Consider the following 22,644-nt stretch of genomic DNA (forward strand, 5'->3'; position numbering starts at 1 on the left):
GCTCCTGTGGTGTGGTGAGTCGTGCGGTGGTGCCCTCCGTCTCGTCCGTGCGAGGCGGACGGGACGGAGGGCGCCGATGAGGCGAGGTGGTCAGGCCGGGCTCAGGCCTTGCACTGCTCCGCTTCGGTCTCCTTGCAGATGTCGCGGATCAGGTCGTAGTACGCGTCGTCGACCGGCTTCGTGGCGTAGAACACACTGCGGAAGGAGTCGGTGTCGGCGCTGTCGATGCCTGCGGCGATGATGTCGTCGATCGTGATCTCGGAGAGTCCGTCGATGAGCTTCTTCGAGACGTCGTCGGGGAGCGTGGACGAGTAGACGAGCGGTGCACCGGGCACCATGGTCTCGTCGATGACCTTCACCTTGTCCGACTTCTCGACTTCGGAGTCCTCGGCGAAGCCCGCCTCGCATTCGACGCCCTCGCCGACCTTGGTGACGCTGACGTCGTGCTTGCCGGCGAAGACCGGGGTGATGTCGGTCTTCGGGTCGATGCCGGCCTCGAGCAGGTTGTACGACGGGAACAGGTAGCCCGAGGTCGAGGACGGGTCGACGAAGCAGACCTTCTTGCCCTTGAAGCCGTCGATGCTCGTGATGTCACTGTCTGCGGGGACGATCGCCTGCGAGTAGTAGCCCGGCTCCTGGCCCTCTTCGGTCACGATCGAGGAGATGGGAGTGAGCTTGGCGCCGTTGTTGGTGGCGGTGACATAGGTGAAGCCCGAGAACGACGCCACGTCGACCTTGCCGGCCACGGCCGCCTCGATGAGCGCGGCGTAGTCGGTCGATTCGTGGTACTCGACGGACTTGCCCGTGAGGTCGGCGATGTAGTCCATCAGCGGCTGGTAGTTGGTCTCGGTGTCGACCGAGTCGGGCACGACGCCGAAGACGAGCGTGTTCTCGTCGACCGCGAATCCGCTCGCAGAGGACGACCCGTCGGCGCCCGAGGCACCAGTCGCCTCAGCCGAGCCCGAACAGGCGGCGAGACCGAGCGCGAGGATCGCGACACCGGCGAGGGCGGGGAGAGCGCGAAGCTTCATGAGGACCTTTCAGAGTGGGAGGGGTGATCCACGGAAGACTCTGACAGGTGCCGCACTGAGATATGTACCTAACTCGGAAGAGTTCAGAACTCGTTTACCGGCCATTCGCCTGGATGAACGCTCCTGGAACGCGATCGCGTGGGTGGGCATGACGAAGTAATGTACCTATGTGGCTGAAGCTGTGTACACCCAGATCGCTGACGACCTCCGCGCTCGGATCGCCGACGGCGGGTTGCGCCCGGGAGACGACGTCCCGACCGAGGCGGAGCTCGCACAGAGGTGGCAGACCTCGCGCGGCCCGATCCGCAATGCGTTGGCGGCTCTGCGCGCAGAGGGCCTGATCGAGACGACGCGCGGCCGCCCCGCGCGCGTGGTGGCGCGCAAGGCCAATCAAGCGGTGGACGTGTCGGTGCCGTTCACACGTTGGGCGCGCGAACTCGGGGTCTCGCCCGGCGCCCAGACCCAGGAGCTGAGCCTGCGGCGCGCCGGTACCCTGGGGGCTGCACTCGGCGTCGATGAGAGCGACACCATCGTGAGCGTCGTACGGCTGCGCTTCCTTGACGGACGCCCGACCATGCTCGAGCGCCTCAACTACACCGAGGTCGCGGGGCGTCACCTGTTCGAGGTGAACCTGGATGAGGTCTCGATCACCGAGTATCTGTCGTCGGTGGGACACCCCATCGTCACCCTGGAGCACGTGATCGACGCGGTCGCAGCGGATGACCAGGATGCCGCACTCCTGCGCGTACCACGCGGCACGCCGATCCTGCGCCTCACCCGCACCTCGCGGGACGCGGAGGGACGGATCTTCGAGGCGTCGGAGGACCGCTACCTGAGCGAGGTCGTGCGTTTCACCGTCGCCGCGTCGGGAATCTCCACCGATGGGCACTACATGCGAGCGGTGGGCGCGTAGCCCGGCGCCAGAACGGGGCCGGAAAATCGCCCGTTAACGCAGATGGCGATCGCGAGCGCGCAAAGTGTTTCAGAAGCCAGAAAGACCGCGCTCGCGATCGCAGCGCTGGGGACGCTTTATCTGGGGAGCCTCCAGAATACGGAGAGGCTCAACCCGAAACGTAGGGCCGAACGTCGAGGTTTATCTAGACCTTTGTCCAGATTTTGCGGTCATCGACGAAGCGTGCTCACACACTCTAGAGCATCAGACGACCGGAAGGCGGGCCGACACGACCCAGGATCCTTCCTCTTCGCCGGCACTGAACTGTCCGCTCGCTCCCATCACACGCTCCGCCATGCGGGTGAGACCCGTACGGCTCGAGGAGAGCTCCCGGCGCGGGGTGGTCGGGAGAGGACTCCGGAGGATGAGATGCGCGACCTCGTCGTCGACCGCGAGGTGCATCTGCACTTCGCCGGGGCCGGCGTACTTGAGGATGTTCGTGGCGGACTCGCGCGTGATGCGCGCGAGGACGATTTCGACCGCACGAGGGATGCGCTCGTCACGAGGATCTCCCACGCGGTCCACGGAGTGACCTGCAGCCTCGAATTCTTCTTGGGCCTCGTCGATCGCCGCAGCGAGGTCACCGGTCTGCACGCTCGAGGATTGTGGTCCGTCGTCGGCGAGTTCGATCACGAACCGGAGATCGGTCATCGCCTTGCGTGCGGCGACGCGAATCGCCTCTTGCGAATCTGTACTTGTCTGGGGGTCTTCGAGCATCTGCACGTGCAACGACACCACCGTGAGGTGGTGAGCGATGCTGTCATGCAACTCACCGGCGATCCAGCGCCGCTCGGCGAGTACTGCTTGGCGCTCCTGTTCGGCCGCCGCCTGGAGTTCGCGCTCGAGGCGGCTGCCACGGGCGAACGCGAGCCGAAGGGCGAACCCGACAGCTCCGGCCACCGTGGCGAAGACGAGGAAGAGACCGACATTCACACCGGCGTCAGCGTCGCCGTAGGCGACGACTGCTGTCGCGATGAGGAACGCACCGGTGTAGGCGAGGATCAGGGAAGTCCACCCCAGCCTCATGACCAGACCCGACGCGACTGCGGCGGCGGTCAGAACCTGGGATTCGGTTCCCACGAGAAATGATGACGCGAACACGACGCCGAGGGCGCATGTCGCGAGGAGCGGCTTCCAGAGATAGAGGGCGAACGCTGCAGTGGATGCGACGCTCACCACCAGGGCGGCCGGGTTCACACCCGGCGTGGTGAAGAAGCCTATGACGTCGGTGGCGATGGTGATGCCGAGTATGACCAGGACGACGATCCGCTCGATCGTGCTGAGCTTCTCGCCTCGACCCAACCGGAACGAATCCGCAGATCGTCGGGGGGACTGGTCGAAGGCCATACTTCACTATCTCCTATTCGCCAGGTACGCTAGCGGACGAGACCAAAAAACTTGCCAACCTGCTGCCAGAAAGTCATTGCGTTCACCTCCATTATGTAGTCGTTCGTCGATGTCTGTATTCATCTTCTCGGTGATCTTCCCGGGGCACATCTGCCTCAAGTCCAGACCTTTTTAGCCAAAGGTCTACATGCGGTCGTCGAGCCGCTCACGCCGTTAGGCTTCCCCCTATGCAGGAAATCCGTGTCCTGATCGTCGACGACGATCCGCTGGTCCGCTCGGCGCTGTCTCACTTCGTCTCCCGTGACCCCGAGATCACCGTCATCGCCCAGGCGGAGGACGGGCTCGAGGCGATCGCCACCGTCGAGCGCGAGCAGCCCGACGTCGTGATGATGGACGTGCAGATGCCCGAGATGGACGGCATCGAGGCCACGGGTGTGATCGCCGAACGCTGGCCGCACGTCCGAGTGCTCGCCGTGACGACGCTGGACGGGAGCGACACGGTCCTCCCCATGCTGAGCGCAGGCGCCTCCGGCTACCTCCTCAAAGACTCCAGCGCCGAAGAGATCGTCATCGGTGTGCGCGAGGTGCACAGCGGAGCGAGCTCGCTCTCCCCGCGGATCGCGTCGATGCTCATCAAGCACGTCCGCGACTCCACCCCCGCGACCGCCGATGTGGATGCCCTCGAACCTCTCACCGAGAGGGAGGCGGAGGTGCTCCAATGCCTCGCGAAGGGCATGTCGAACGCCGAGATCGCCAAAGCACTGATCGTCTCCGAGGGGACGGTGAAGGCCCACCTCGGACGCATGATGTCGAAGTGGCACCTGCGCGACCGGGTGCAGATCCTGGTCACGGCCGCGCACGCCGGCCTCGTCAACTTCCGCTGAGAATCAGCGCGTCCCTCCCCTCGACACTCGGTCGACAGGAGGGACGCGGGGCTCAGCGGCGAGTGGCGTCAGCCGAAGATGCTGACGGTGTCGCCGCCGGAGCCGCTGGACGCACCGATGAAGGGGCTCAGCGAACCCGCGAAGGCCTCGACGTTCCGGGTCTGCATCAGGACGACGCCCGGCCCCGTGAAATGCGCGACGAGTCCTTCGGCCGAGGTGACCGAGCGGAACAGGCTGCTCGCAGCCTTCTTGGTCTTGTACTTCAGGGTCGAGTCCCAGGCGACCACGTGCCCCGTGTCGACGATGTACTCCTCGCCCGCGGCAAGCTGCTTCTGGTGGAGCGCTCCGAACGCCGTGAGGAACATCACTCCGGAGCCGCTCGCACGCAGGATGAACAGGCTGTTGCTACCGAAGAAGCCCGCCGAGCCACCCCACCGGGTGTCGATGTCGATCGCCGGTTCGCTGGCCAGATAGCCGGAAGCCGCGATGAGGTACTCCCCGTCGAGCCGTACGGGGACGACATCGCCGAGGGTGGCCGGTGCGAGGACGACCTCGCCGCCTTGCGATCCCGCGGTGAAGGTGGAGACGAACGCCGAGCGGCCCGCGGCGGAGCGCTTGATCGCCCCCATGATCCCGCCCTCCATCTTGGAGGTGAGTTCGACGGAAGCGCTCATCGACACCATCGCCCCGGCCTGGGCTGCCATCGACGCGCCGGCGGCAAGACCCACGGTGGCCATGGGGAAGGCGGGGCGGTAGTCGACGCGGTAGCCGAAGCCGGTCGCGGCACCCTCGTTCGGAAGAAGTTCAAAGCTTGACATGCAGCAAGGATAACTGCTATGGAGCGTGCAAAATGAGGGATTTGGCGATATACCGGAATGCGTTCTTCCGCGACGCCGATCGCTGAGAGACCGGGGTCACTGAGCGAGGCATGTCCCCGCAACGCTCGACAGAACCGGACGATGGGGAGCGCGCCAGCGGCGCCCCGGATCCCACCACGCGGGACCGCGGATCTGCGGAAGCCCCCCGCTCATCCTGATCTCCCATCCGGAGGTCTCCAGCGAACGATGATGCCACCAGCACAACGGCACGCCGTTGTCGGTCTGGGTGGGACCACCCCGGGCATGTTCGACCACGTGGTGGATCTCGCACCAGGACGCGGGAACGTGGCACCCCGGAATCAGGCACTCCCCGTCGCGCGCGACGATCGCGCGCCGCTGGTGCACGGTGAACACCCGATCGCTGACCGTCACGCCGATGATCCGCCCCTCGTCGGTGAGGACACGCTGGATCGCTCCCGCGCACGCGACCTGCGAAGCCATTCCGAGAGGGACCGGCGCCTGCGTGTTCGCGATCGTGGCCCATCCCGTGCCGGTCGCCACGGTTTCGGCCCCCACCTGCACGACCAGAGTCGGGGCGGCGCCGCCCAGGCTCGGCATCTCGTCATGGCGCGCTGCGACCCCCAACGCGGCGGTCAGCGCATCATGTCGCTTCTGCGCCGCGGAGCGCCCGTCGACCACGTGCCTCGGATCCGTGTTCCACGGCTCAGCGTTCGGCGCTTCTCCCTCGGAGTCGCGGAAGACGACCCCGGGCGGAACCGGACCGCCGGTCTTCGGATTGCACTGCGCGTCGAGGATCAGCTGCAGCTGCGCCGCGGCATCCGGCAGCAGATTGCCTCGCAGCGGATGCACCCCGTCGCGGAGGCGCCCGACCGTCACGAACCGCTGCTGCTGTGCCCGGAGGTCGGACGACTCAGCGCCATCCGGATCGAGCGTCATGGCCAGCACCTGCGCGAACTGACGAAGGTCGTCGGGTGTCGCGGGCGGCGCGGAGTCGGCATCCGCGATGTCGTCCGCAGCGAGGCAGCCGCGGGCGATGTCTGCCAGCGCCGCGTCGGCCACCAGCCGCTCCGCGGCGCCGATGCGATCGCCCGCCTGATCGATCGGGGTCGTGGCCGCGAGGACGCCGGTCACGCCGATCGCACCATCGAGGAGTGCCTCACGCAGCGCGGGGTACCGAGCGGGCAGTCGCTCCCCCGACGACAACGACACCTCGCGACGCACGGCGGAGGCTGCCTCCACGACTCGCGAGGCCCCCGGCGCGTCGAGCCGCAGCACCCTCTGCAGCAGTTCGTTCAGTGAGCGGCACCCGAAGTCGTCGGAGAACCGCTGGTCGGTCGATGCAACCGCCTCCACGATCACCGCCTCCACTCGCCGCAGCGCTTCTCCTGCGGTGCGGAGCACCTCCATCCGCCCGGCATCGGTCTGCCCCGCCAACCCTCCGCCGGACAGCACGCGATCGAGGTCGGTGACCAGCTGATCGAGAGAGTCCAGGAGCGGGTGCATGCCCTCATTCAACGCCCGACCACTGACATTTCGAGCCCGAAACAGGGCTGTTCAGGAGGTATTTCGCGATATCCCGGAATGCGTTCGGCGGGGAGCGGACCACGACGCTCAGAGCGCGAGCAGCACGATGCCTGCGACGACCACGAGCGATGCGGCGATCCGCCATCCCGGACGCGATTCCCGCAGGACGAAGACCCCGAAGAGGCTCACCAGCACGACGCTCACCTCGCGCAACGGTGCGACCAGCGCGACCGGGGCGATCTGGATCGCCGTCAGCACCAGGATGTACGACAGCGGGGAGAGGATCCCGAAAGCGAGGATGCGGCGCCACTGCGTGCGGCCGAGCGCCCACACCGCATCCCAGCGGCGACGAACCGCGATCGAGTAGAACGGCACTTGCAGCACCGTGGTCCCAACCATGAACGCGACGGGTGAGAGGCCCCACGTCCGCACCGCGTGAGCGTCCCAGATCGTGTAGATCGCGATCGCGACGCCGGTGAGCAGGCCGAACACGATGCCGGGATCGATCCGCCCCGTCCCCGCCCTTCTGCCCCGATCGACGAGACCGACGGCGACGACCCCGACGATCACCGCCGCCACGCCCACGAGCGCGACCGCAGACGGGCGCTCCCCCAGCAGCAGCACGGCGACGATCACGGAGAGGAAGGGGCCGGTGCCGCGGGCGGTCGCGTAGACGGTGGAGAGGTTGCCTCTCTGATATCCGCGCTGGAGGACCGCCATGTAGCCGACGTGAAGGATCGACGAGACGACGACCCCGAGGACGAAGGACCCCACATCGTCGGTACCGAGGCCGCCCGTGAACGGCACGGCTCCGGCCCACACGACGGTGCTCCCGACGGCACCCCACCACAAGAACGGCGCTCCGGCCCTGCTGATGCCGTGCGCGATGATGTTCCACGCCGCGTGGGCGATGGCGGCTCCGAAGACCAGGACGAAGGCGAGAGGCGACACGGCGAGACCCTTCCGTCCGACGCACGGCGCGACGAACAGGGTCCTCCGGGCTTTTGTCCTGTCAGATGACGGCTCTCCTGCGGAGGAGTGCCGTGGCGCCGCTCGGACCAGACGGGCGCGAACCCCGGAACCCTAGGCGCTATCGAGAAGACCCTACCGCGCCGTGGTGAACACCCGGGAACGCGAAGCGCCCCGCTCGACGGCGATTCCGAATGCAGACCCCGGACTACGCTCGAAGGACCGCACACCCGAAGGAAGGTCACGACATGCCTGTCACCCCCGCCGCGCTCGCCCACGCCGAGGATCTCGCCGACTTCGTCGCCGCTTCTCCGTCGAGCTATCACGCGGCGGCGGAGGTCGCTCGACGCCTGGAGAGTGCAGGGTTCACCCGGCTGCGTGAGGAGGACGCCTGGACCGCACCCGCGGGCGGGCGGTATGTGGTGGTCCGCGACGGCGCGGCGATCGCCTGGACGGTGCCCGCGGATGCCACCGCGACGACACCCGTGCAGATCTTCGGCGCCCACACTGACTCCCCCGGCTTCAAGCTCAAGCCGCAGCCGACCACGGGGTCACGCGGCTGGTTGCAGGCCGCCGTCGAGGTCTACGGCGGCCCGCTGCTGAACTCCTGGCTCGACCGCGAGCTGCGTCTCGCCGGACGCCTGGCCCTCGCGGACGGACGTGTGGTGCTCGCCGACACCGGCCCTCTCCTGCGCCTGCCGCAGCTCGCGATCCACCTCGACCGCGGCGTCAACAACGGCCTCGCCCTCGACAAGCAGGTCGAGACGCAGCCGGTGTGGGGCCTGGGCGACGCGAGTGAAGCCGACATCCTCGCCGAGCTCGCCGCCTCCGCCGACGTGGCGGCCGCCGACATCCGCGGATACGACGTGGTGATCGCCGACAGCGCACGCGGCGCCGTGTTCGGCAAGGACGACGCCTTCTTCGCCTCTGGCCGTCTCGACGACCTCGCCTCGGTGCACGCCGGGGTGGTCGCGCTCGCGACGCACGAGCCGAGGGCGGGCGGCCCCATCGCCGTGCTCGCCGCCTTCGACCATGAGGAGCTCGGTTCCGAGTCGCGCTCCGGAGCGGCCGGCCCGTTCCTGGAGGACGTGCTCGAGCGCCTGTACGCCGGGCTCGGCGCCGATGCCTCCGAGCGGCGCCGAGGGTACGCGTCGTCGTGGTGCCTGTCGAGCGATGTCGGACACTCCGTGCACCCCAACTACGCTGCCAAGCATGACCCCGTCGTGCAGCCGGTGCTCGGGTCGGGGCCGATCCTGAAGATCAACGCCAACCAGCGGTACGCGACGGATGCCGTCGGCACCGCGTCCTGGCTGTCCTGGTGCGAGCGGGCCGGGGTGACGGCCCAGGAGTTCGTGTCGAACAACAGCGTGCCCTGCGGCTCGACGATCGGCCCCATCACCGCGACGCGCCTCGGCATCCGCACGGTGGACGTCGGCATCCCGATCCTCTCGATGCACTCCGCCCGCGAACTCGCCGGGGTCTCCGACCTCCACGACCTCACGCGCACCGCCCAGGCGTTCTTCGCCGGCTGAGCCTTCTGGCGCGGTTCGACCGCAGAAGTCCGCCCGGCGACGGGGCGGCAGTGCCAGGATGTCAGCATGACGGACATCAAGCCGGCTCTCATCGAGCGCGCGGGCATCGAGATCATCCCCGAGTCGGAGCGCACCGCGCGACCCCGCGACCTCTTCTGGCCCTGGTTCGCGGCGAACGTGTCGGTCTTCGGGATGTCGTACGGGTCGTTCGTGCTCGGCTTCGGCATCTCGTTCTGGCAGGCGACCCTCGTATCGGTCCTCGGCATCGTGGTGTCGTTCCTGCTCTGCGGGCTGATCGCGATCGCCGGCAAGCGCGGTTCGGCGCCGACCATGGTGCTCTCGCGCGCGGCCTTCGGCGTGCAGGGCCAGAAGGTCCCGGGCATCGTCTCGTGGCTGACCTCGATCGGCTGGGAGACCTTCCTCGCGATCATGGCCGTGCTCGCGACCGCGACCGTGATCACCCAGCTCGGCGGCGACGGAGACAGCATCGGACTCAAGATCGTCGCGACGGTGATCGTCGCGGCGCTGATCGTCACGGCATCCGTGCTGGGCTATCACACGATCATGCGGATGCAGTCGGTGCTCACCTGGATCACCGGCGTCGTCACCGTGCTCTACATCGTCCTGGCGGCGCCGCAGATCGACCTCGCCGCGGTGCTGGCCCGCCCGGACGGCGGCATCGGCCAGATCATCGGCGCACTCGTCATGGTGATGACCGGATTCGGACTGGGCTGGATCAACATCGCCGCCGACTGGTCCCGCTACCAGAAGCGCACAGCGTCCGACGGGGCGATCGTGGCGTGGAACACCATCGGCGGTTCGGTCGCGCCGGTCATCCTGGTCGTCTTCGGCCTGCTGCTCGGCGGCTCGAACGAAGAGCTGATGAATGCGATCGCCGCAGACCCGATCGGCGCCCTCGCGTCGATCCTGCCGACCTGGGTGCTCGTGCCCTTCCTGCTGACAGCGGTGCTCGCCCTCGTCTCGGGGGCGGTGCTGGGCATCTACTCCTCGGGGCTGACGCTCCTCAGCCTCGGCATTCGCATCCCCCGTCCGTCCGCGGCGGCGATCGACGGAGTGATCCTCACCCTCGGCACGGTCTTCGTCGTGTTCTTCGCCACCGACTTCCTCGGGCCCTTCCAGAGCTTCCTGATCACACTGGGTGTCCCGCTCGCATCCTGGGCGGGCATCCTGATCGCCGACATCCTGCGCCGCCGGAAGGACTACGACGAGGATGCCCTGTTCGACAGCCGCGGCCGCTACGGCGCCTGGGACTGGACCTCGATCGGCACCATGGTCGTGACCAGCGTGATCGGATGGGGGCTGGTCGTGAACAACTTCGCCGAGGATGCCGCGTGGAACAACTGGCAGGGCTATCTGCTGTTCCTGATCGGCGGCAGGGACGGGGACTGGGCCTACGCGAACCTCGGGGTGTTCTTCGCGCTGGTGCTGTCGTTCCTCGTGACGTACTTCGCCCGGGCCGGGAAGATCCGGCGCCAGGAGGACGCGTGAGTGCGGGCCCGCTCGACGACGCCTGGCTGGTGGTGATCGATCCGCAGGCCATCTTCGCCGCGCCGGAGTCCGCCTGGGGGTCCCCCTTCTTCACCGAGGCGATGCCCCGCATCCGCACCTTGGCCGACGCCTTCGGTGACCGCGTCCTCGTGACCCGCTGGATGCCGACCGCCGACCGGACGACGTCGTGGGGTGCGTACTTCGACGCCTGGCCGTTCGCGGATCAGCCGCCGAGCGATCCGCTGTTCGCGCTCGTGCCCGAGGCGGCCACCGTGAGCACCCACCCGACGATCGACCTGCCGACCTTCGGCAAGTGGGGGCCCGAGCTCGAAACCGTGGTCGGACGCGGAGGCCGCGTGGTGCTGGCCGGCGTCTCGACCGATTGCTGCGTGATCTCGACGGCGCTGGCCGCCGCGGATGCGGGTGCCCACGTCACGATCGCCGCAGACGCCTGCGCCGGATCGACGGCGGAGAACCATGAGGCCGCATTGCAGGTGATGAGGCTCTATCCCCCGCAGATCACCGTCAGCGACACGGACACGATCCTCGGCTGAACCGGGGCGTCGCCCGCTCAGGCCGCCCGCACGGCCGCTGCGATCTCGGACGGCGTTCCCTGCCACGGGGCGCCGTGCCCCGGCAGCACCCAGGAGGCCGACACCGCGGCCAGGCGATCGAGCGAGGACAGAGCGGTCTCCGGCTCATCCGTGAAGGGCGCGGGTTGTGCGCCGGTGCGGCCGGTGAGGACGTGCCTCGTCGTGAGCGCATCCCCCACGAACACGGCGTCGACGACCGGGACGTGCACCGTGATGCTCCCCGGCGAGTGACCGGGCATCCCGATCACGACGGGAGCGCCCGGCAGGTCGAGCACGTCGCCATCCGCGACCTCCGTCACCACGGAGACGTGCGGTGTGCGCAGGGCGTTCTTCCGGAGGGCGTAGGCGAGGAATCCGAGCGTCGGCCCGAGCCTCGCAGGCCCCATCGCCGTCTTGGGCTTCTCGCCCGTGCGCACGCGGTGGCTGTCGGCCGCGTGGATGAAGACCGGCACCCCCGCCTCGGTGCGCAGCCGCTCGGCGAAACCGATGTGGTCGCTGTCGCCGTGGGTGAGGACGAGGCCGCGGATATCGGACAGCGGACGGCGGATCAGCTCGAGCTCGCGCTGGAGGTCGTGCCAGTGCCCGGGAAGACCCGCATCGATCAGGGTGATCCCCTCGGGCAGGTCGATGAGGTAGGAGGCGACGATGTCGTTGCCCAGTCGGTGCAGGTGGGGTGCGAGCTTCATGGCGGATCCTCTCGGGGCTGTTGCGATAGCTACGATACGTAGCTATCATGGCTAATGTCAATAGCCATCCAGGAGGACCGATGCCGACCCCCGAACGCACGTCCATCGCGGAGATCGTCGCCGCCGGACGGGAGATCCTCGAAATCGCCGGACCCGCGGGACTCACCATGCAGGCGGTCGCGGCTCGCGTCGGCGTCCGTGCCCCCTCGCTCTACAAGCGGATCCGCGATCGGGACGCCCTGCACACCGCGGTCGCCGTGTCCACGATCGACGCCCTCACCGCACGGCTCGAGGAGGAGGGCGACGACCTCGCCGGCCTCGCGCACGTCTATCGCGGCTTCGCGAAGGAGAACCCCGAGGGATTCCGGCTGATGTTCACGATCGCGGCCCCGCAGGATGCCCTCGCGCGCTCCGCCGCGCCGGTGATCCGCGCGTCCTCCGCTCTTGTCGGCGACGACGACGCCCTCGACGCCGCCCGTCTCTTCACGGCCTGGGCGACCGGCTTCCTGCAGATGGAGCTCGCCGGCGCCTTCCGCCTCGGCGGCGACGTCGACCGCGCCTTCGAGTACGGGCTGACGCGACTCATCGCCGGCATGGGCGGCTGATCTCCCGCCCCCGGCGCCGTCCCGCCGCCGTATCCGGTACGGATGTCGGGAGGAAGGACGGATGTCGGGAAGATCGGGCCGACTCCCCCGACATCCGGGAATCCTCCCGACATCCGGCACGGCCATCTACTTCATGGTGTCGAGGATGCCGGTGAGGTCTTCGAAGGTCGTGAGCGGGTTCAGGATGGCGAAGCGCGTGTTCGGCCGCCCGGCGTGCGAGCTGGGCACGACGAAGGCGCGCTGGGAGTCGAGCAGCTCCGCCGACCAGCGGTCATAGTCGGCGCGCTCCCAGCCGTCGCGCTCGAACACCACGACCGACAGCTGCGGATCCCGCACGAGGCGCAGCTCCGGGCGGCGGGAGATCTCTGCGGCGATGCGCTCCGTGAGGGCGATGGTCGCGCCGATCGCTTCACGGTAGGCATCCACCCCGTAGGTCGCGAGCGAGAACCACATCGGAAGCCCGCGCGGGCGACGGGTCAGCTGGATCGAGTAGTCCGAGGGGCTGAACTCCTCGGCGTCGGTCAGCGTGTCGAGGTACTCGGCGTGCTGGGTGTGCGCGCGGCGGCCCTGGTCCGGCTCACGGTAGATCAGCGCGCAGCAGTCGAACGGCGCGAACAGCCACTTGTGCGGGTCGACGATCACCGAGTCGGCACGCTCCACACCGCGGAAGCGGGAACGCGCGGCAGGCGCGAGCATCGCGGTGAGCCCGTACGCACCGTCCACGTGCAGCCAGAAGTCGTACTCGTCCTTGAGCGCGGCGATCGCCTCGATGTCGTCGACGATGCCGAAGTTCGTCGAACCCGCGGTCACGACGACGGCGCAGATCTCGTCGCCGTGGGTGTCGAGCGCCTCGCGCACCGCGTCGGCACGCAGCATGCCGTCGTCGCCCGCGGGCACGAGCACCACGTCGGCATCCATCACCCGCGCGGCGGACTTGTTCGAGGAGTGGGCTTCCGCACTGCACACGATCTTCCAGCGCGCCGGAAATTCCTTGCCCTGGGCGACCAGCCGAGCCTTGGCGGCCTCCCGCGCCGCGACGAGCGCCGACAGGTTGCCGATCGTGCCACCCTGCACGAACACACCGCCCGCGGTGTCCGGCAGCCCGAACTCCCCGGCGAGGAACGAGAGCACCTCGTTCTCGGCATGCACGGCGCCTGCCCCTTCGAGCCAGCTCCCGCCGTAGAGCCCGGACGCCGAGACGACGAGGTCGAACGCGATGGCCGCCATGGTCGGAGCGGTCGGGATGAAGGACAGGTAGAGCGGGTGGCTCGTGGTGAGACAGGCCGGCGCGAGGATGTGCTCGAACACGCTGAGCGCGCGCTGGGCTCCGAGCCCGGCGTCGGTGATCGTCGCCCCCACGAGGCGGTTCAGCTCCGCCTCGGTCTGGGGCTTGTCGAGTGGCACGTCGGCGGCGAGCATGCGACGGCGCGAGTAGTCGAGCACGGCATCCACGATCGCCGTCGATTCGGGCGAGGCCGCGTGCATGCGCACAGCATCCATGAGCGTTCCTTTACTGGTCTTCGGTGCGGGGTTCGGTCGGGGAAGCGAGGGAGATCGCGTGGGGTGCGGCGCTGTCGAGGACGGCGGACAGCGCGCGGCGGGCGAGGTCGGCGCGATCGCTCGGCGCCCACTTCACGAGCGAGTGCGCATTCATGCCGTCGACCATGGCGAGCAGGAGCCACGCGGCGGTGTCGGAACGGCCGTCGGCGATCACTCCCGCCGCCGCCGCTCGGACGAAGATCTGCTCGAGAGCGCTCTGCCACCCGTCCATCTCGGACCGCACGCGGGCAGCGAGGATGTCGTTGCGGGCACCGAGCGCCCAGGCCTGCACCCAGATCAGTGTCACGTCGTCGCGCTCGCCGTCGAGGAGGGTCTCGATCAGGTCGTGCAGACCCGCGCGGATGTCGCCCACGCCATCGAAGGCCGCGATCACCTCATCGCGCTCGGCCGCGACGATGTGCCCGAAGATCTCGGCGACGAAGGCGTCCATGACGGGCCGATAGTGAGCGACCAGGGCCGGGGTGACACCGACGCGCGCCGCCACCGCACGCACGGTGAGCACCTCGAGTCCGCCCTCGCGTGCCAGGGCGATCGCGCCGTCGACGATCGATCGCTCGCGCTCCTCCGGGGGCATCCGCCGCGGCGCGGTGCTTCTTGACGTGATCTTCATCGCGGGCTACGGTATCACTCGTTGATCACGTGTTCAACAGCGGATTCCGTCCGCCCGAGATCGTCGACGAGGAGATCACGATGAGTTGGCGCATGCCCGCCGAGACGGCACCTCACGAGCGCACCTGGATGGCATTCCCCGCGGAGGGCGAGACGCTCGGTGCCACGGATGCCGAGCGCGAAGAGGGGTACGCGACCTGGACGGCCGTCGCCCACGCCGTCGCCGACTTCGAACCCGTGACGATGCTGGTCGACCCGAGCGAGATCCCGCGGGCCCGACGCATGCTCGGTGCCGGCATCGAGATCCTGGAGGCACCGGTCGACGAGTTCTGGATGCGCGACTCCGGCCCGACCTTCGTCGTCGACGACGAGCGCCCGGGCGTGCTCGGCGCCGTCGACTGGATCTTCAACGGCTGGGGCGCTCCCGACTGGGCCGAGTGGCGCAAGGCCGCTCAGCACGCCCGCATCGTGGCCGGCGCCGTCGGGGCGGAGCTCGTGAGCTCGACGCTCGTGAACGAGGGCGGCGGCATCCACGTCGACGGCGAAGGCACGGTGCTGCTCACCGAGACCGTGCAGCTCGACCCGCGACGCAACCCCTACGCCGACAAACAGCGGATCGAGGCCGAGATGGCCAGGACGATCGGCGCGACGAAGGCGATCTGGCTGCCGCGCGGGCTCACTCGCGACTACGACGACTTCGGGACGAACGGCCACGTCGACATCGTCGCCACGATCGTCTCCCCCGGCCGGCTCCTGCTGCACGACCAGCAGAACCCGCAGCACCCGGACCACGCCGTCTCCCGCGACCTTCGCGCCCTCCTCTCCGAGCAGACGGATGCCGCCGGTCGCCGCGTGGAAGTGATCGACCTGCCCGCGCCCTCGACGCTGAGCGACGACGAAGGGCCCGTCGACTGGAGCTACGTCAACCATCTCGTGACGAACGACGGCGTGGTCGCGTGCGGGTTCGGCGACGAGAAGGCGGATGCCGCGGCCCGCGAGATCCTCGCGGACGCGTACCCCGGACGCCGCGTGGTCACGGTCGACGCGCGCCCGCTGTTCGACCGCGGCGGCGGCATCCACTGCATCACGCAGCAGCAGCCTTCCGTGGACGGGTCGCGCTGATGTTCGACGTCGTCGAAGCCTCCATCGCCGACCTGCGGCGCGCGCTCGAGAGCGGCACCACGACCGCGGTCGACCTCGTCGACGCCTACCGGGCTCGCATCGCCGCCTTCGATGCGCCGGGCACGCCGACCGCCCTGAACGCGGTGGTGGTCGCGAACCCCGACGCACGCGCCGAGGCTGCGGCCTCCGACGCACGCCGTGCCCGAGGCGAGGTGCTCGGCCCCCTCGACGGCATCCCGTACACGGCCAAGGACAGCTACCTCGTGCGGGGGCTCACCGCCGCAGCCGGAAGCCCGGCCTTCGCGGATCTGATCGCCCAGCGCGACGCCTTCACGATCGAGCGCCTGCGCGCGGGCGGAGCGATCTGCCTCGGGCTGACGAACATGCCGCCGATGGCCAACGGCGGCATGCAGCGTGGGGTCTACGGCCGAGCGGAGAGCCCGTACAACGCCGCGTTCCTCACCGCACCCTTCGCGTCGGGCTCCTCCAACGGCTCCGGCACCGCGACCGCCGCGAGCTTCGCCGCCTTCGGGCTCGGAGAGGAGACCTGGTCCTCCGGCCGCGGGCCTGCGACCAACAATGCCCTGTGCGCCTACACCCCCTCCCGCGGCGTGATCTCGACCCGGGGCAACTGGCCGCTCGTTCCCACGATGGACGTGGTGGTGCCGCACACCCGCACCATGGCCGACCTGCTCGAAGTGCTCGAGGTGATCGTCGCCGACGACCCCGACTCCCGCGGCGACTTCTGGCGAGCACAGCCGTGGATCCCGATCCCTTCGGCCGCCTCGGTCCGACCGGACTCGTATGCGGCCCTCGCCACCGGCACCCCGGCAGCGCTCGACGGCATGCGGATCGGCATCCCGAAGATGTACATCAATGCGGATCCGGATGCCGGAAGCGCGCAGGCCCCGGGCATCGGCGGCCCGACAGGTCGGCGCATCGAGACGCGGGCGAGTGTGATCGAACGGTGGGAGGCGGCCCGCCGCGACCTCAGCGCCGCCGGCGCGACCGTGGTCGAGGTCGACTTCCCGGTGGTGTCCAACTACGAGGGAGACCGCCCGGGCGCCCCCACCCTCCCGACGCGCGGACTGGTGTCGCCCGAGTACCTGCGCCGCGAGATCGTCGACCTCTCGGCGTGGGCGTGGGAGGACTTCCTGCAGGCGAACGGCGATCCGGCTCTCCGCACGCTCACGGAGGTCGACGGGGCCACGATCTTCCCGCACCCGGAAGGCACCCTCCCCGACCGCTACACCGGCTTCGACGACGACATCGCCGAGTATCCGGACTGGGTGCGGAGCCACCCCGATACCCCCTTCACGGACATGCCCGAGCTCGAACACGGGTTGCGGGGGCTGGAGGAGACGCGTCGCCGCGACCTCGAGGAGTGGATGGATGCGCTCCACCTCGACGCCGTGGTCTTCCCCGCGGTCGCGGATGTGGGTCCGGCCGACATGGACGTGAACCCGGCCTCCGCCGACCTGGGGTGGCGTAACGGCACCTGGATCGCGAACGGCAACCTCGCCATCCGACACCTCGGCATCCCGACGGTCACGGTTCCGATGGGGCTGATGAGCGACATCGGCATGCCGATCGGCCTGACCTTCGCCGGACGCGCGTACGACGACACGACGCTGCTGCGCCTGGCCGCGGCGTTCGAAGCCACCGGCGCTCCGGGCACGCGACGCACTCCCCCGCCGCGCACACCGGCCCTGCCGTCGGACGGCTGATCCGGATCGAGAACATTTCACCTCTGTGACGCTCGCCACAGAAGTGATATGTTCGGCGCATGAGCACCGAGAACGAACGCGCCCTCGAATCCGGGATCGTCACCGATCTGTCCGGCCGGATGACCTACGGGTCGTACCTGGCGCTGGACCAGCTGCTCACGGCACAGCACCCGGTGAGCGAGCCGCAGCACCACGACGAGATGCTGTTCATCATCCAGCACCAGACCACCGAGCTGTGGCTCAAGCAGCTGCTGCACGAGCTCTCGTCCGCTCGGGAGCTGCTCGCCCGTGACGACCTGCGCGAAGCACTCAAGCGCATCGCCCGGGTCAAGCGCATCCAGGACGTGATGACGCAGCAGTGGTCGGTGCTCGCCACCCTCACGCCCACCGAGTACGCACAGTTCCGCGGAGCGCTCGGCAACTCGTCCGGGTTCCAGTCCGTGCAGTACCGGGCGGTGGAGTTCGCCCTCGGCAACAAGAACGAGAAGATGCTGAACGTCTTCGCCGACCACCCCGCGAACCTCGCGCTGCTCACGGCCGAGTGGGAGAAGCCGACCCTGTACGACGAGTTCCTGCGGTTCGCCGCCCGGCGCGGACTGCCGGTCCCGTCCTCGATCCTCGACCGCGACGTGCGCGAGCCGTACCGCGAGACCCCGGAGCTGGTGCCCGCGATCCGCGAGATCTACCAGGACCCGAACCGGTACTGGGACCTGTACGAAGCGTGCGAAGACCTGGTCGACCTCGAGGACAACTTCCAGTTCTGGCGCTTCCGGCACCTCAAGACCGTCTCCCGCACGATCGGCATGAAGGTCGGCACCGGCGGATCCAGCGGCGTCGGCTTCCTGCAGCGCGCCCTGGATCTGACGTTCTTCCCCGAGCTCTACACGGTGCGCACCGAGATCGGCAGCTGATGCACGCCGCGACGTTCTTCGACGGGGTCGGCTGGCGCGAGGGCGTCGTCGAGCTCGTCGACGGGCGGGTGCGGCTGAGCGATGGGCACTCCGACGCCGGCCTCCCCCGCCTCGACGGCGTCGTGCTGGGCGGGTTCACGGACCACCACGTGCACCTGCAACTCGTCGACCGCGCGCAGTTGTCGGGTTCGCGCCTGGGACGTGTGGTCGACCTCGGCGGCAACCCGGGCGTGCTGCGCCGACTCGCGGGTGGCGGGATCAAAAACGCGCCCGCGACCCGCGATTCCGGCACGTTTTCGATCCCGCACCTGCACCCACACCCGCACCCGCGCGCGCACGCGCTCGTGGTCGAGTTCGCGGGGGCGTTCGTCGCCGCCCCGGGTGGATACCCCTCCGACCGCGAGTGGGCACCGGAAGGCTCGGTGCGCGAGGTCGCGGATGCGCGAGCAGCCGCGAACGCGGTGGCCGAGATGGCGGATGCCGGGGCCTCCTGTCTCAAGGTCACGAGCAACAGCACGGCCGGACCGGTCTTCTCGGACGACCTGTTCCGCATTGTCGTCGGCATCGCCGCGAGCCGCTCCCTCCCGGTCGTCGCCCACGCCGAAGGACCGGGTGAGGCGCATCGCGTCGTCGCCCTCGGCGCCGCCCGCCTCGCCCATGCCCCGTTCACGGAACGCCTCGACGATGAGGAGATCGCACGGCAGGCGGCCTCGGCGTCGTGGATCTCGACCCTCGCCATCCATGACGGCCCCGCGCGCGTGATCGCGATCGACAACGTCCGCCGTTTCCACGCGGCAGGAGGGACCGTGCTCTATGGCACAGACCTGGGCAACGGGCCGATGCCGAACGACCTGAACGCCCGGGAGATCGCCGCCCTCCGCGAGGCCGGCCTCCACGCCGATGCGCTCCTGCACGCGCTCGCCCCGATGGATCCGCTCGCCCCGTCAGCGACGCTCCTGTTCCTTCCCGGTGCCTCTCCCGCGACCGCCGACCCGCTCGCCGCCCGCCCCCTCATCCCCGCAGACCTGAAGGTGTGACATGACCGACCCCCTCGACCGTGCACTGCTCGACCTCGCCCGCACCCTCGACGCCGCCGACCCGCTGCGTGCGCACCTCGACGCGTTCGCCGACGCCCCGGGCGTCACGGCCTACCTCGACGGCAACTCCCTCGGCCGTCCGCTGCGCGACATCCCCGAGAAGCTCGCCGCGTTCGTGCGCGAGGACTGGGGCACCCGGCTCATCCGCTCCTGGGACGAACAGTGGATGGCGCTGCCGATGGAGTTGGGCGACCGCATCGGACGCGTAGCACTCGGAGCCGGCGCGGGCCAGACCGTCGTGGCCGATTCGACCAGCGTGCTGATCTACAAGCTCATGCGTGCCGCCGCGGCAGCCGATCCCACCCGGACGGAACTCGTGATCGAGGCGGGGAACTTCCCCACCGACCGCTTCCTGGCCGAAGGCGTCGCCGCCGAGACCGGCCTGACCCTGCGCTGGCTGGAACCCGACCCCGTGGCCGGCGCGACCGTCGCCGACGTGGCCGCGGTGGTCTCGGAGCGCACGGCCCTGGTGTCGCTCAGCCACGTCGACTACCGATCCGGAGCCCTGGCGGATATGCCCGGCATCACGGCCGTCACGCACGAGGCCGGCGCGCTGATGATGTGGGATCTGTGCCACTCCGCCGGCGTCGTGCCGATGCAGCTCGACGACTGGGGCGTGGACGTCGCGGTCGGCTGCACGTACAAGTACCTGAACGGTGGCCCGGGATCCCCCGCCTTCGCATACCTCCGCCGCGGGCTCCACGGAGTGCTGCGGCAGCCGATCCAGGGGTGGTGGAGTGCCGCCGACATCTTCGCGATGGGCCCCGAGTACGTGCCGTCCGGCGATATCCGCCAGCTGCTCAGCGGCACGCCGCCGGTCACATCGATGCTCGCGATGCAGGGGATGCTCGACCTGATCGAGGAGTCGACGATCGAGAGCGTACGTGACAAGTCCCGGTCTCTGACCGATCTGGCGGTGCGCGCCTACGATGCCGTCCTCGCGCCCCTCGGGGTGCGCTTGCTCAGCCCGCGCGACGCCGAACTCCGGGGCGGACACGTGACGATCGGCCATGCCGACTTCCGGGACGTGACGCGGAAGCTGTGGGCGGAGGGAATCATCCCGGACTTCCGCTTCCCCGACGGCATCCGCCTCGGCCTCTCCCCGCTGAGCACCTCGCACGTCGAGACGATCACGGGTGTGCTCGCCGTCCGCGACGCGCTGGAGTCCGGTGACTTCTGACTTCCCGGACGCGCCCGTCCTCGACGACATCGATGCGCGTCCCGGCAGCACGGCCTCGCTGCTGCGGACGTTCATCGGCGTCTTCCTGCGTCCTCTCGGCGGATGGATCTCGGCGGCGGACCTGGTGGCGCTCGCGGGAGACCTCGGCATCCCGCCCACGCAAGCCCGCACCGGCATCACCCGCCTCAAGCAGAAAGGGCTGCTGCTCGCCGAGCGCGACGACACGATCGGCTACCGGTTGAACCCGGCCGCGATCCCGATGCTGGAGCGCGGCGACCGTCGCATCTTCGAGATGCGCGAGATGACGGATACCGACCCGTGGTGCCTGGTCTCCTTCTCGATCCCGGAGAGCGCGCGCAGCACCCGTCACCAGCTGCGCCGCCGACTGCAGTGGATCGGTGCCGGAGTCGTGTCGCCCGCACTGTGGATCTGTCCCGGGCACCTCGAGGACGAGGCCCTGCAGATCCTCCACGAGCTCGACGCGCGGCGCTGGGCGACGCTGTTCCTGGCCTCCGCCCCTGCCCCGGCCGGCACGCTCGTCGAGGCGGCCGCCCAGTGGTGGGACCTCGACGCGCTCCGCGCCGAGCACCTCACCTTCCAGGCGTCTCTCGCGACGTTGCCGACGGAGCCCTTCGCGGCATCCGTGCAGCTGATCGACCGCTGGCGGGTGCTGCCGTACACCGACCCGGGCCTGCCGCCGTCGATGCTGCCGACGGATTGGCCCGGTCGGCGCAGCTTCGACGAGTTCGCCCGCCGGTCGGCGGCTCTGTCCGAGCCCGCGTGGGAGCACGTGCGCGCCCGGATCACCGAGCGCGCACGTTCCGTCTAGTCCGCGCGCCCGCCGACTTCGGCGAGGAATCCCGCCACGTGTTCCTGCAGGCGCAGGATGCGCAGGTCGCGCGCGAACTCCCGGTCGAAGCCCTGATAGGCCAGCGGCGGCAGGATGCGCACGTTGCGGTTGCAGCCGAACTCGGCGCACGTGAGGACGCCCACGGAGTCGCCCTTGCGCCCCGCAGGTCCGGCTTTGCGCGCGACGTACAGCTGCACGTCGTTGCGGAGCGTGACGTCTTCGCACCACGAGCACTGGGCGCGGGCGAGCACCCGCTGCTCGGCGCGCTGCAGGAAGACGCCCACCACGGCGTCGTCGACCCAGGTGACGACGTAGGCCCGGCGGGGGATCTTCGGGTCGACCCAGCCGAGGAAGTCGAGTCGCTCGAAGTCGATCTCGGCGAAGCCGGGCGGGAGGGACAGGTCGGAGACCTCCTTGCGGGAGGCGTTGAGGAAGGAGGCGCGGATGGCGCGCTCGTCGATGGGACGCATGGGAGCAGTGCTTTCAGGTTTTCGCCGCGACGGGCGAGTCGATCGGAGTGAGGAGCCCGGACAGGGAAGCCGGGTACGACGCGACACCGGCGACGGGGTTCCGTCTCCGGCCGGTCCTCAGCCTCTGCCTGCGGCGCGAGGGGCGCCTGCAGCTCCGCTCTGCGCCCGAGGGGCGCTCATCGACGACAGCACCCGGCGATTCTACACCCGTATGTTTCGCCGCATGTCGGGCCGTCTGGCCCGGGATCGGCGGGCGACCTACTCTTTTCGGAACATCGATCCGAAGGAGACCACCGTGTCCACGCCGCTCAACCGCTTTTCGCCCGTCCCGGTGCGTGAGCGTGCGGCGTGCATGTGCAGCAGCGGCGGCCGCTGCTCGTCCTTCGCTCCGGGGCACGCTCTGCACCTGATCCAGGCGCGCATCGCTTCGGCGACCTCCGCGGAATGGGTCGACGGCATCGTGGAGGCGTCCGACCCGGTGGCGGGCGACCTCATCGTGCGCACGCTCGACGGCGCCGTGCACGCGCTGTGGAACGCCTCGGGCGCGGCACTCGAGGCGGGGCCCGGAACACCGGTGGCGCTGCACGCCCGCTACGCGGTCCTCGCGGTGGGACGCACGCAGTTCAACGTCGCCGCCGTCTGAGCCG

The 22,644-nt window shown here is 69.3% G+C and carries 22 protein-coding genes; 13 read left to right on the plus strand and 9 right to left on the minus strand.

Translation table 11 applies throughout. The annotated features are described in order from the left end of the window. Positions 1-101: 101 nt before the first annotated feature. Positions 102-1,031 (minus strand): phosphate/phosphite/phosphonate ABC transporter substrate-binding protein, encoded by a 930-nt coding sequence (locus ACLF6J_RS14320; protein WP_047524604.1) that lies wholly within the window; start codon positions 1,029-1,031, stop codon positions 102-104. 169 nt (positions 1,032-1,200) lie between these two features. On the opposite strand from ACLF6J_RS14320, the gene ACLF6J_RS14325 reads away from it, so the two are divergent. Further along, positions 1,201-1,944 (plus strand): GntR family transcriptional regulator, encoded by a 744-nt coding sequence (locus ACLF6J_RS14325; protein WP_227991793.1) that lies wholly within the window; start codon positions 1,201-1,203, stop codon positions 1,942-1,944. Positions 1,945-2,187: 243 nt separating this feature from the next. On the opposite strand, the gene ACLF6J_RS14330 is transcribed toward ACLF6J_RS14325, so the two are convergent. After that, the gene (locus tag ACLF6J_RS14330) at positions 2,188-3,330 is read right to left on the minus strand and encodes a sensor histidine kinase (RefSeq protein WP_134352146.1); all 1,143 of its coding nucleotides are present in this window, start codon (positions 3,328-3,330) and stop codon (positions 2,188-2,190) included. Positions 3,331-3,557: 227 nt separating this feature from the next. On the opposite strand from ACLF6J_RS14330, the gene ACLF6J_RS14335 reads away from it, so the two are divergent. Continuing rightward, positions 3,558-4,214, plus strand: coding sequence for a response regulator (locus ACLF6J_RS14335; protein WP_227991794.1), 657 nt, complete (start codon positions 3,558-3,560; stop codon positions 4,212-4,214). A 68-nt stretch (positions 4,215-4,282) separates the two neighbouring features. On the opposite strand, the gene ACLF6J_RS14340 is transcribed toward ACLF6J_RS14335, so the two are convergent. The 3 genes from ACLF6J_RS14340 to ACLF6J_RS14350 form a co-directional block, all read right to left on the minus strand. Further along, complete coding sequence (locus ACLF6J_RS14340) at positions 4,283-5,032, minus strand: TIGR00266 family protein (RefSeq protein ID WP_134352147.1); 750 nt, start codon at positions 5,030-5,032, stop codon at positions 4,283-4,285. Positions 5,033-5,128: 96 nt separating this feature from the next. Continuing rightward, a complete protein-coding gene (locus ACLF6J_RS14345; protein ID WP_134352148.1) occupies positions 5,129-6,556 on the minus strand; it encodes an HNH endonuclease signature motif containing protein in 1,428 nt (475 codons plus the stop codon). Positions 6,557-6,664: 108 nt separating this feature from the next. After that, a complete protein-coding gene (locus ACLF6J_RS14350; RefSeq protein WP_134352149.1) occupies positions 6,665-7,528 on the minus strand; it encodes an EamA family transporter in 864 nt (287 codons plus the stop codon). Positions 7,529-7,794: 266 nt separating this feature from the next. Between ACLF6J_RS14350 and ACLF6J_RS14355 the strand changes: the two genes are divergently transcribed. The 3 genes from ACLF6J_RS14355 to ACLF6J_RS14365 all read left to right on the plus strand — a co-directional run bounded on the left by ACLF6J_RS14355 (position 7,795) and on the right by ACLF6J_RS14365 (position 11,141). Next, positions 7,795-9,078 (plus strand): M18 family aminopeptidase, encoded by a 1,284-nt coding sequence (locus tag ACLF6J_RS14355; RefSeq protein WP_131494243.1) that lies wholly within the window; start codon positions 7,795-7,797, stop codon positions 9,076-9,078. Positions 9,079-9,144: 66 nt separating this feature from the next. Further along, a complete protein-coding gene (locus tag ACLF6J_RS14360; RefSeq protein ID WP_134352150.1) occupies positions 9,145-10,587 on the plus strand; it encodes a purine-cytosine permease family protein in 1,443 nt (480 codons plus the stop codon). Further along, positions 10,584-11,141 (plus strand): cysteine hydrolase family protein, encoded by a 558-nt coding sequence (locus ACLF6J_RS14365; protein ID WP_244093501.1) that lies wholly within the window; start codon positions 10,584-10,586, stop codon positions 11,139-11,141. The genes ACLF6J_RS14360 and ACLF6J_RS14365 overlap by 4 nt, the downstream gene beginning before the upstream one ends. 17 nt (positions 11,142-11,158) lie before the next feature. On the opposite strand, the gene ACLF6J_RS14370 is transcribed toward ACLF6J_RS14365, so the two are convergent. Further along, positions 11,159-11,866, minus strand: a complete 708-nt coding sequence (locus ACLF6J_RS14370) for an MBL fold metallo-hydrolase (protein WP_134352151.1) — start codon at positions 11,864-11,866, stop codon at positions 11,159-11,161. An 80-nt stretch (positions 11,867-11,946) separates the two neighbouring features. Between ACLF6J_RS14370 and ACLF6J_RS14375 the strand changes: the two genes are divergently transcribed. Continuing rightward, a complete protein-coding gene (locus tag ACLF6J_RS14375) occupies positions 11,947-12,471 on the plus strand; it encodes a TetR/AcrR family transcriptional regulator (RefSeq protein ID WP_134352152.1) in 525 nt (174 codons plus the stop codon). Positions 12,472-12,597: 126 nt separating this feature from the next. On the opposite strand, the gene ACLF6J_RS14380 is transcribed toward ACLF6J_RS14375, so the two are convergent. Both ACLF6J_RS14380 and ACLF6J_RS14385 read right to left on the minus strand, forming a co-directional pair. Further along, a complete protein-coding gene (locus ACLF6J_RS14380; protein ID WP_134352153.1) occupies positions 12,598-13,971 on the minus strand; it encodes a pyridoxal phosphate-dependent decarboxylase family protein in 1,374 nt (457 codons plus the stop codon). Positions 13,972-13,981: 10 nt separating this feature from the next. Further along, positions 13,982-14,641 carry a TetR/AcrR family transcriptional regulator gene (locus ACLF6J_RS14385; RefSeq protein WP_131494231.1) on the minus strand — a complete coding sequence of 220 codons (660 nt, stop codon included), beginning with the start codon at positions 14,639-14,641 and terminating at the stop codon, positions 13,982-13,984. Positions 14,642-14,721: 80 nt separating this feature from the next. Between ACLF6J_RS14385 and ACLF6J_RS14390 the strand changes: the two genes are divergently transcribed. The 6 genes from ACLF6J_RS14390 to ACLF6J_RS14415 are packed head-to-tail and all read left to right on the plus strand — an operon-like array spanning position 14,722 to position 21,506. Next, positions 14,722-15,762, plus strand: coding sequence for an agmatine deiminase family protein (locus ACLF6J_RS14390; RefSeq protein WP_134352154.1), 1,041 nt, complete (start codon positions 14,722-14,724; stop codon positions 15,760-15,762). Further along, positions 15,762-17,489: an amidase gene (locus tag ACLF6J_RS14395; RefSeq protein ID WP_134352155.1), complete on the plus strand. Its 1,728-nt coding sequence runs from the start codon at positions 15,762-15,764 to the stop codon at positions 17,487-17,489. Before ACLF6J_RS14390 ends, ACLF6J_RS14395 begins: the two co-directional genes overlap by 1 nt. A 59-nt stretch (positions 17,490-17,548) precedes the next feature. Further along, positions 17,549-18,400, plus strand: coding sequence for a tryptophan 2,3-dioxygenase (locus tag ACLF6J_RS14400; protein ID WP_047524638.1), 852 nt, complete (start codon positions 17,549-17,551; stop codon positions 18,398-18,400). Continuing rightward, positions 18,400-19,437, plus strand: a complete 1,038-nt coding sequence (locus tag ACLF6J_RS14405) for a hydrolase (RefSeq protein WP_134352156.1) — start codon at positions 18,400-18,402, stop codon at positions 19,435-19,437. Before ACLF6J_RS14400 ends, ACLF6J_RS14405 begins: the two co-directional genes overlap by 1 nt. A gap of 1 nt (position 19,438) precedes the next feature. Further along, on the plus strand, positions 19,439-20,677 hold the full coding sequence (locus tag ACLF6J_RS14410) for a kynureninase (RefSeq protein ID WP_134352157.1): 1,239 nt from the start codon (positions 19,439-19,441) through the stop codon (positions 20,675-20,677). Then, on the plus strand, positions 20,667-21,506 hold the full coding sequence (locus ACLF6J_RS14415; RefSeq protein ID WP_134352158.1) for a PaaX family transcriptional regulator: 840 nt from the start codon (positions 20,667-20,669) through the stop codon (positions 21,504-21,506). Before ACLF6J_RS14410 ends, ACLF6J_RS14415 begins: the two co-directional genes overlap by 11 nt. On the opposite strand, the gene ACLF6J_RS14420 is transcribed toward ACLF6J_RS14415, so the two are convergent. After that, positions 21,503-21,997 (minus strand): FBP domain-containing protein, encoded by a 495-nt coding sequence (locus ACLF6J_RS14420; protein ID WP_131492322.1) that lies wholly within the window; start codon positions 21,995-21,997, stop codon positions 21,503-21,505. The two genes, ACLF6J_RS14415 and ACLF6J_RS14420, sit on opposite strands and share 4 nt — an antisense overlap. Positions 21,998-22,292: 295 nt before the next feature. Between ACLF6J_RS14420 and ACLF6J_RS14425 the strand changes: the two genes are divergently transcribed. Next, a complete protein-coding gene (locus tag ACLF6J_RS14425) occupies positions 22,293-22,640 on the plus strand; it encodes a DUF1380 family protein (RefSeq protein WP_134352159.1) in 348 nt (115 codons plus the stop codon). The last annotated feature ends 4 nt before the right edge of the window (positions 22,641-22,644 follow it).

Source organism: Microbacterium sp. IO18 (genome assembly GCF_049099505.1).
In the GTDB taxonomy this organism is placed as follows: Bacteria; Actinomycetota; Actinomycetes; order Actinomycetales; family Microbacteriaceae; genus Microbacterium; species Microbacterium aurugineum.

Excerpts from the sequence above, each read along its gene's own strand:
- ACLF6J_RS14320 (WP_047524604.1), bottom strand. The coding sequence starts at position 1,031 with ATGAAGCTTCGCGCTCTCCCCGCCCTCGCCGGTGTCGCGATCCTCGCG.
- ACLF6J_RS14330 (WP_134352146.1), bottom strand. The coding sequence starts at position 3,330 with ATGGCCTTCGACCAGTCCCCCCGACGATCTGCGGATTCGTTCCGGTTG.
- ACLF6J_RS14335 (WP_227991794.1), top strand. The coding sequence starts at position 3,558 with ATGCAGGAAATCCGTGTCCTGATCGTCGACGACGATCCGCTGGTCCGC.
- ACLF6J_RS14340 (WP_134352147.1), bottom strand. The coding sequence starts at position 5,032 with ATGTCAAGCTTTGAACTTCTTCCGAACGAGGGTGCCGCGACCGGCTTC.
- ACLF6J_RS14345 (WP_134352148.1), bottom strand. The coding sequence starts at position 6,556 with ATGCACCCGCTCCTGGACTCTCTCGATCAGCTGGTCACCGACCTCGAT.
- ACLF6J_RS14355 (WP_131494243.1), top strand. The coding sequence starts at position 7,795 with ATGCCTGTCACCCCCGCCGCGCTCGCCCACGCCGAGGATCTCGCCGAC.
- ACLF6J_RS14360 (WP_134352150.1), top strand. The coding sequence starts at position 9,145 with ATGACGGACATCAAGCCGGCTCTCATCGAGCGCGCGGGCATCGAGATC.
- ACLF6J_RS14370 (WP_134352151.1), bottom strand. The coding sequence starts at position 11,866 with ATGAAGCTCGCACCCCACCTGCACCGACTGGGCAACGACATCGTCGCC.
- ACLF6J_RS14375 (WP_134352152.1), top strand. The coding sequence starts at position 11,947 with ATGCCGACCCCCGAACGCACGTCCATCGCGGAGATCGTCGCCGCCGGA.
- ACLF6J_RS14380 (WP_134352153.1), bottom strand. The coding sequence starts at position 13,971 with ATGGATGCTGTGCGCATGCACGCGGCCTCGCCCGAATCGACGGCGATC.
- ACLF6J_RS14385 (WP_131494231.1), bottom strand. The coding sequence starts at position 14,641 with ATGAAGATCACGTCAAGAAGCACCGCGCCGCGGCGGATGCCCCCGGAG.
- ACLF6J_RS14390 (WP_134352154.1), top strand. The coding sequence starts at position 14,722 with ATGAGTTGGCGCATGCCCGCCGAGACGGCACCTCACGAGCGCACCTGG.
- ACLF6J_RS14395 (WP_134352155.1), top strand. The coding sequence starts at position 15,762 with ATGTTCGACGTCGTCGAAGCCTCCATCGCCGACCTGCGGCGCGCGCTC.
- ACLF6J_RS14400 (WP_047524638.1), top strand. The coding sequence starts at position 17,549 with ATGAGCACCGAGAACGAACGCGCCCTCGAATCCGGGATCGTCACCGAT.
- ACLF6J_RS14405 (WP_134352156.1), top strand. The coding sequence starts at position 18,400 with ATGCACGCCGCGACGTTCTTCGACGGGGTCGGCTGGCGCGAGGGCGTC.
- ACLF6J_RS14410 (WP_134352157.1), top strand. The coding sequence starts at position 19,439 with ATGACCGACCCCCTCGACCGTGCACTGCTCGACCTCGCCCGCACCCTC.
- ACLF6J_RS14420 (WP_131492322.1), bottom strand. The coding sequence starts at position 21,997 with ATGCGTCCCATCGACGAGCGCGCCATCCGCGCCTCCTTCCTCAACGCC.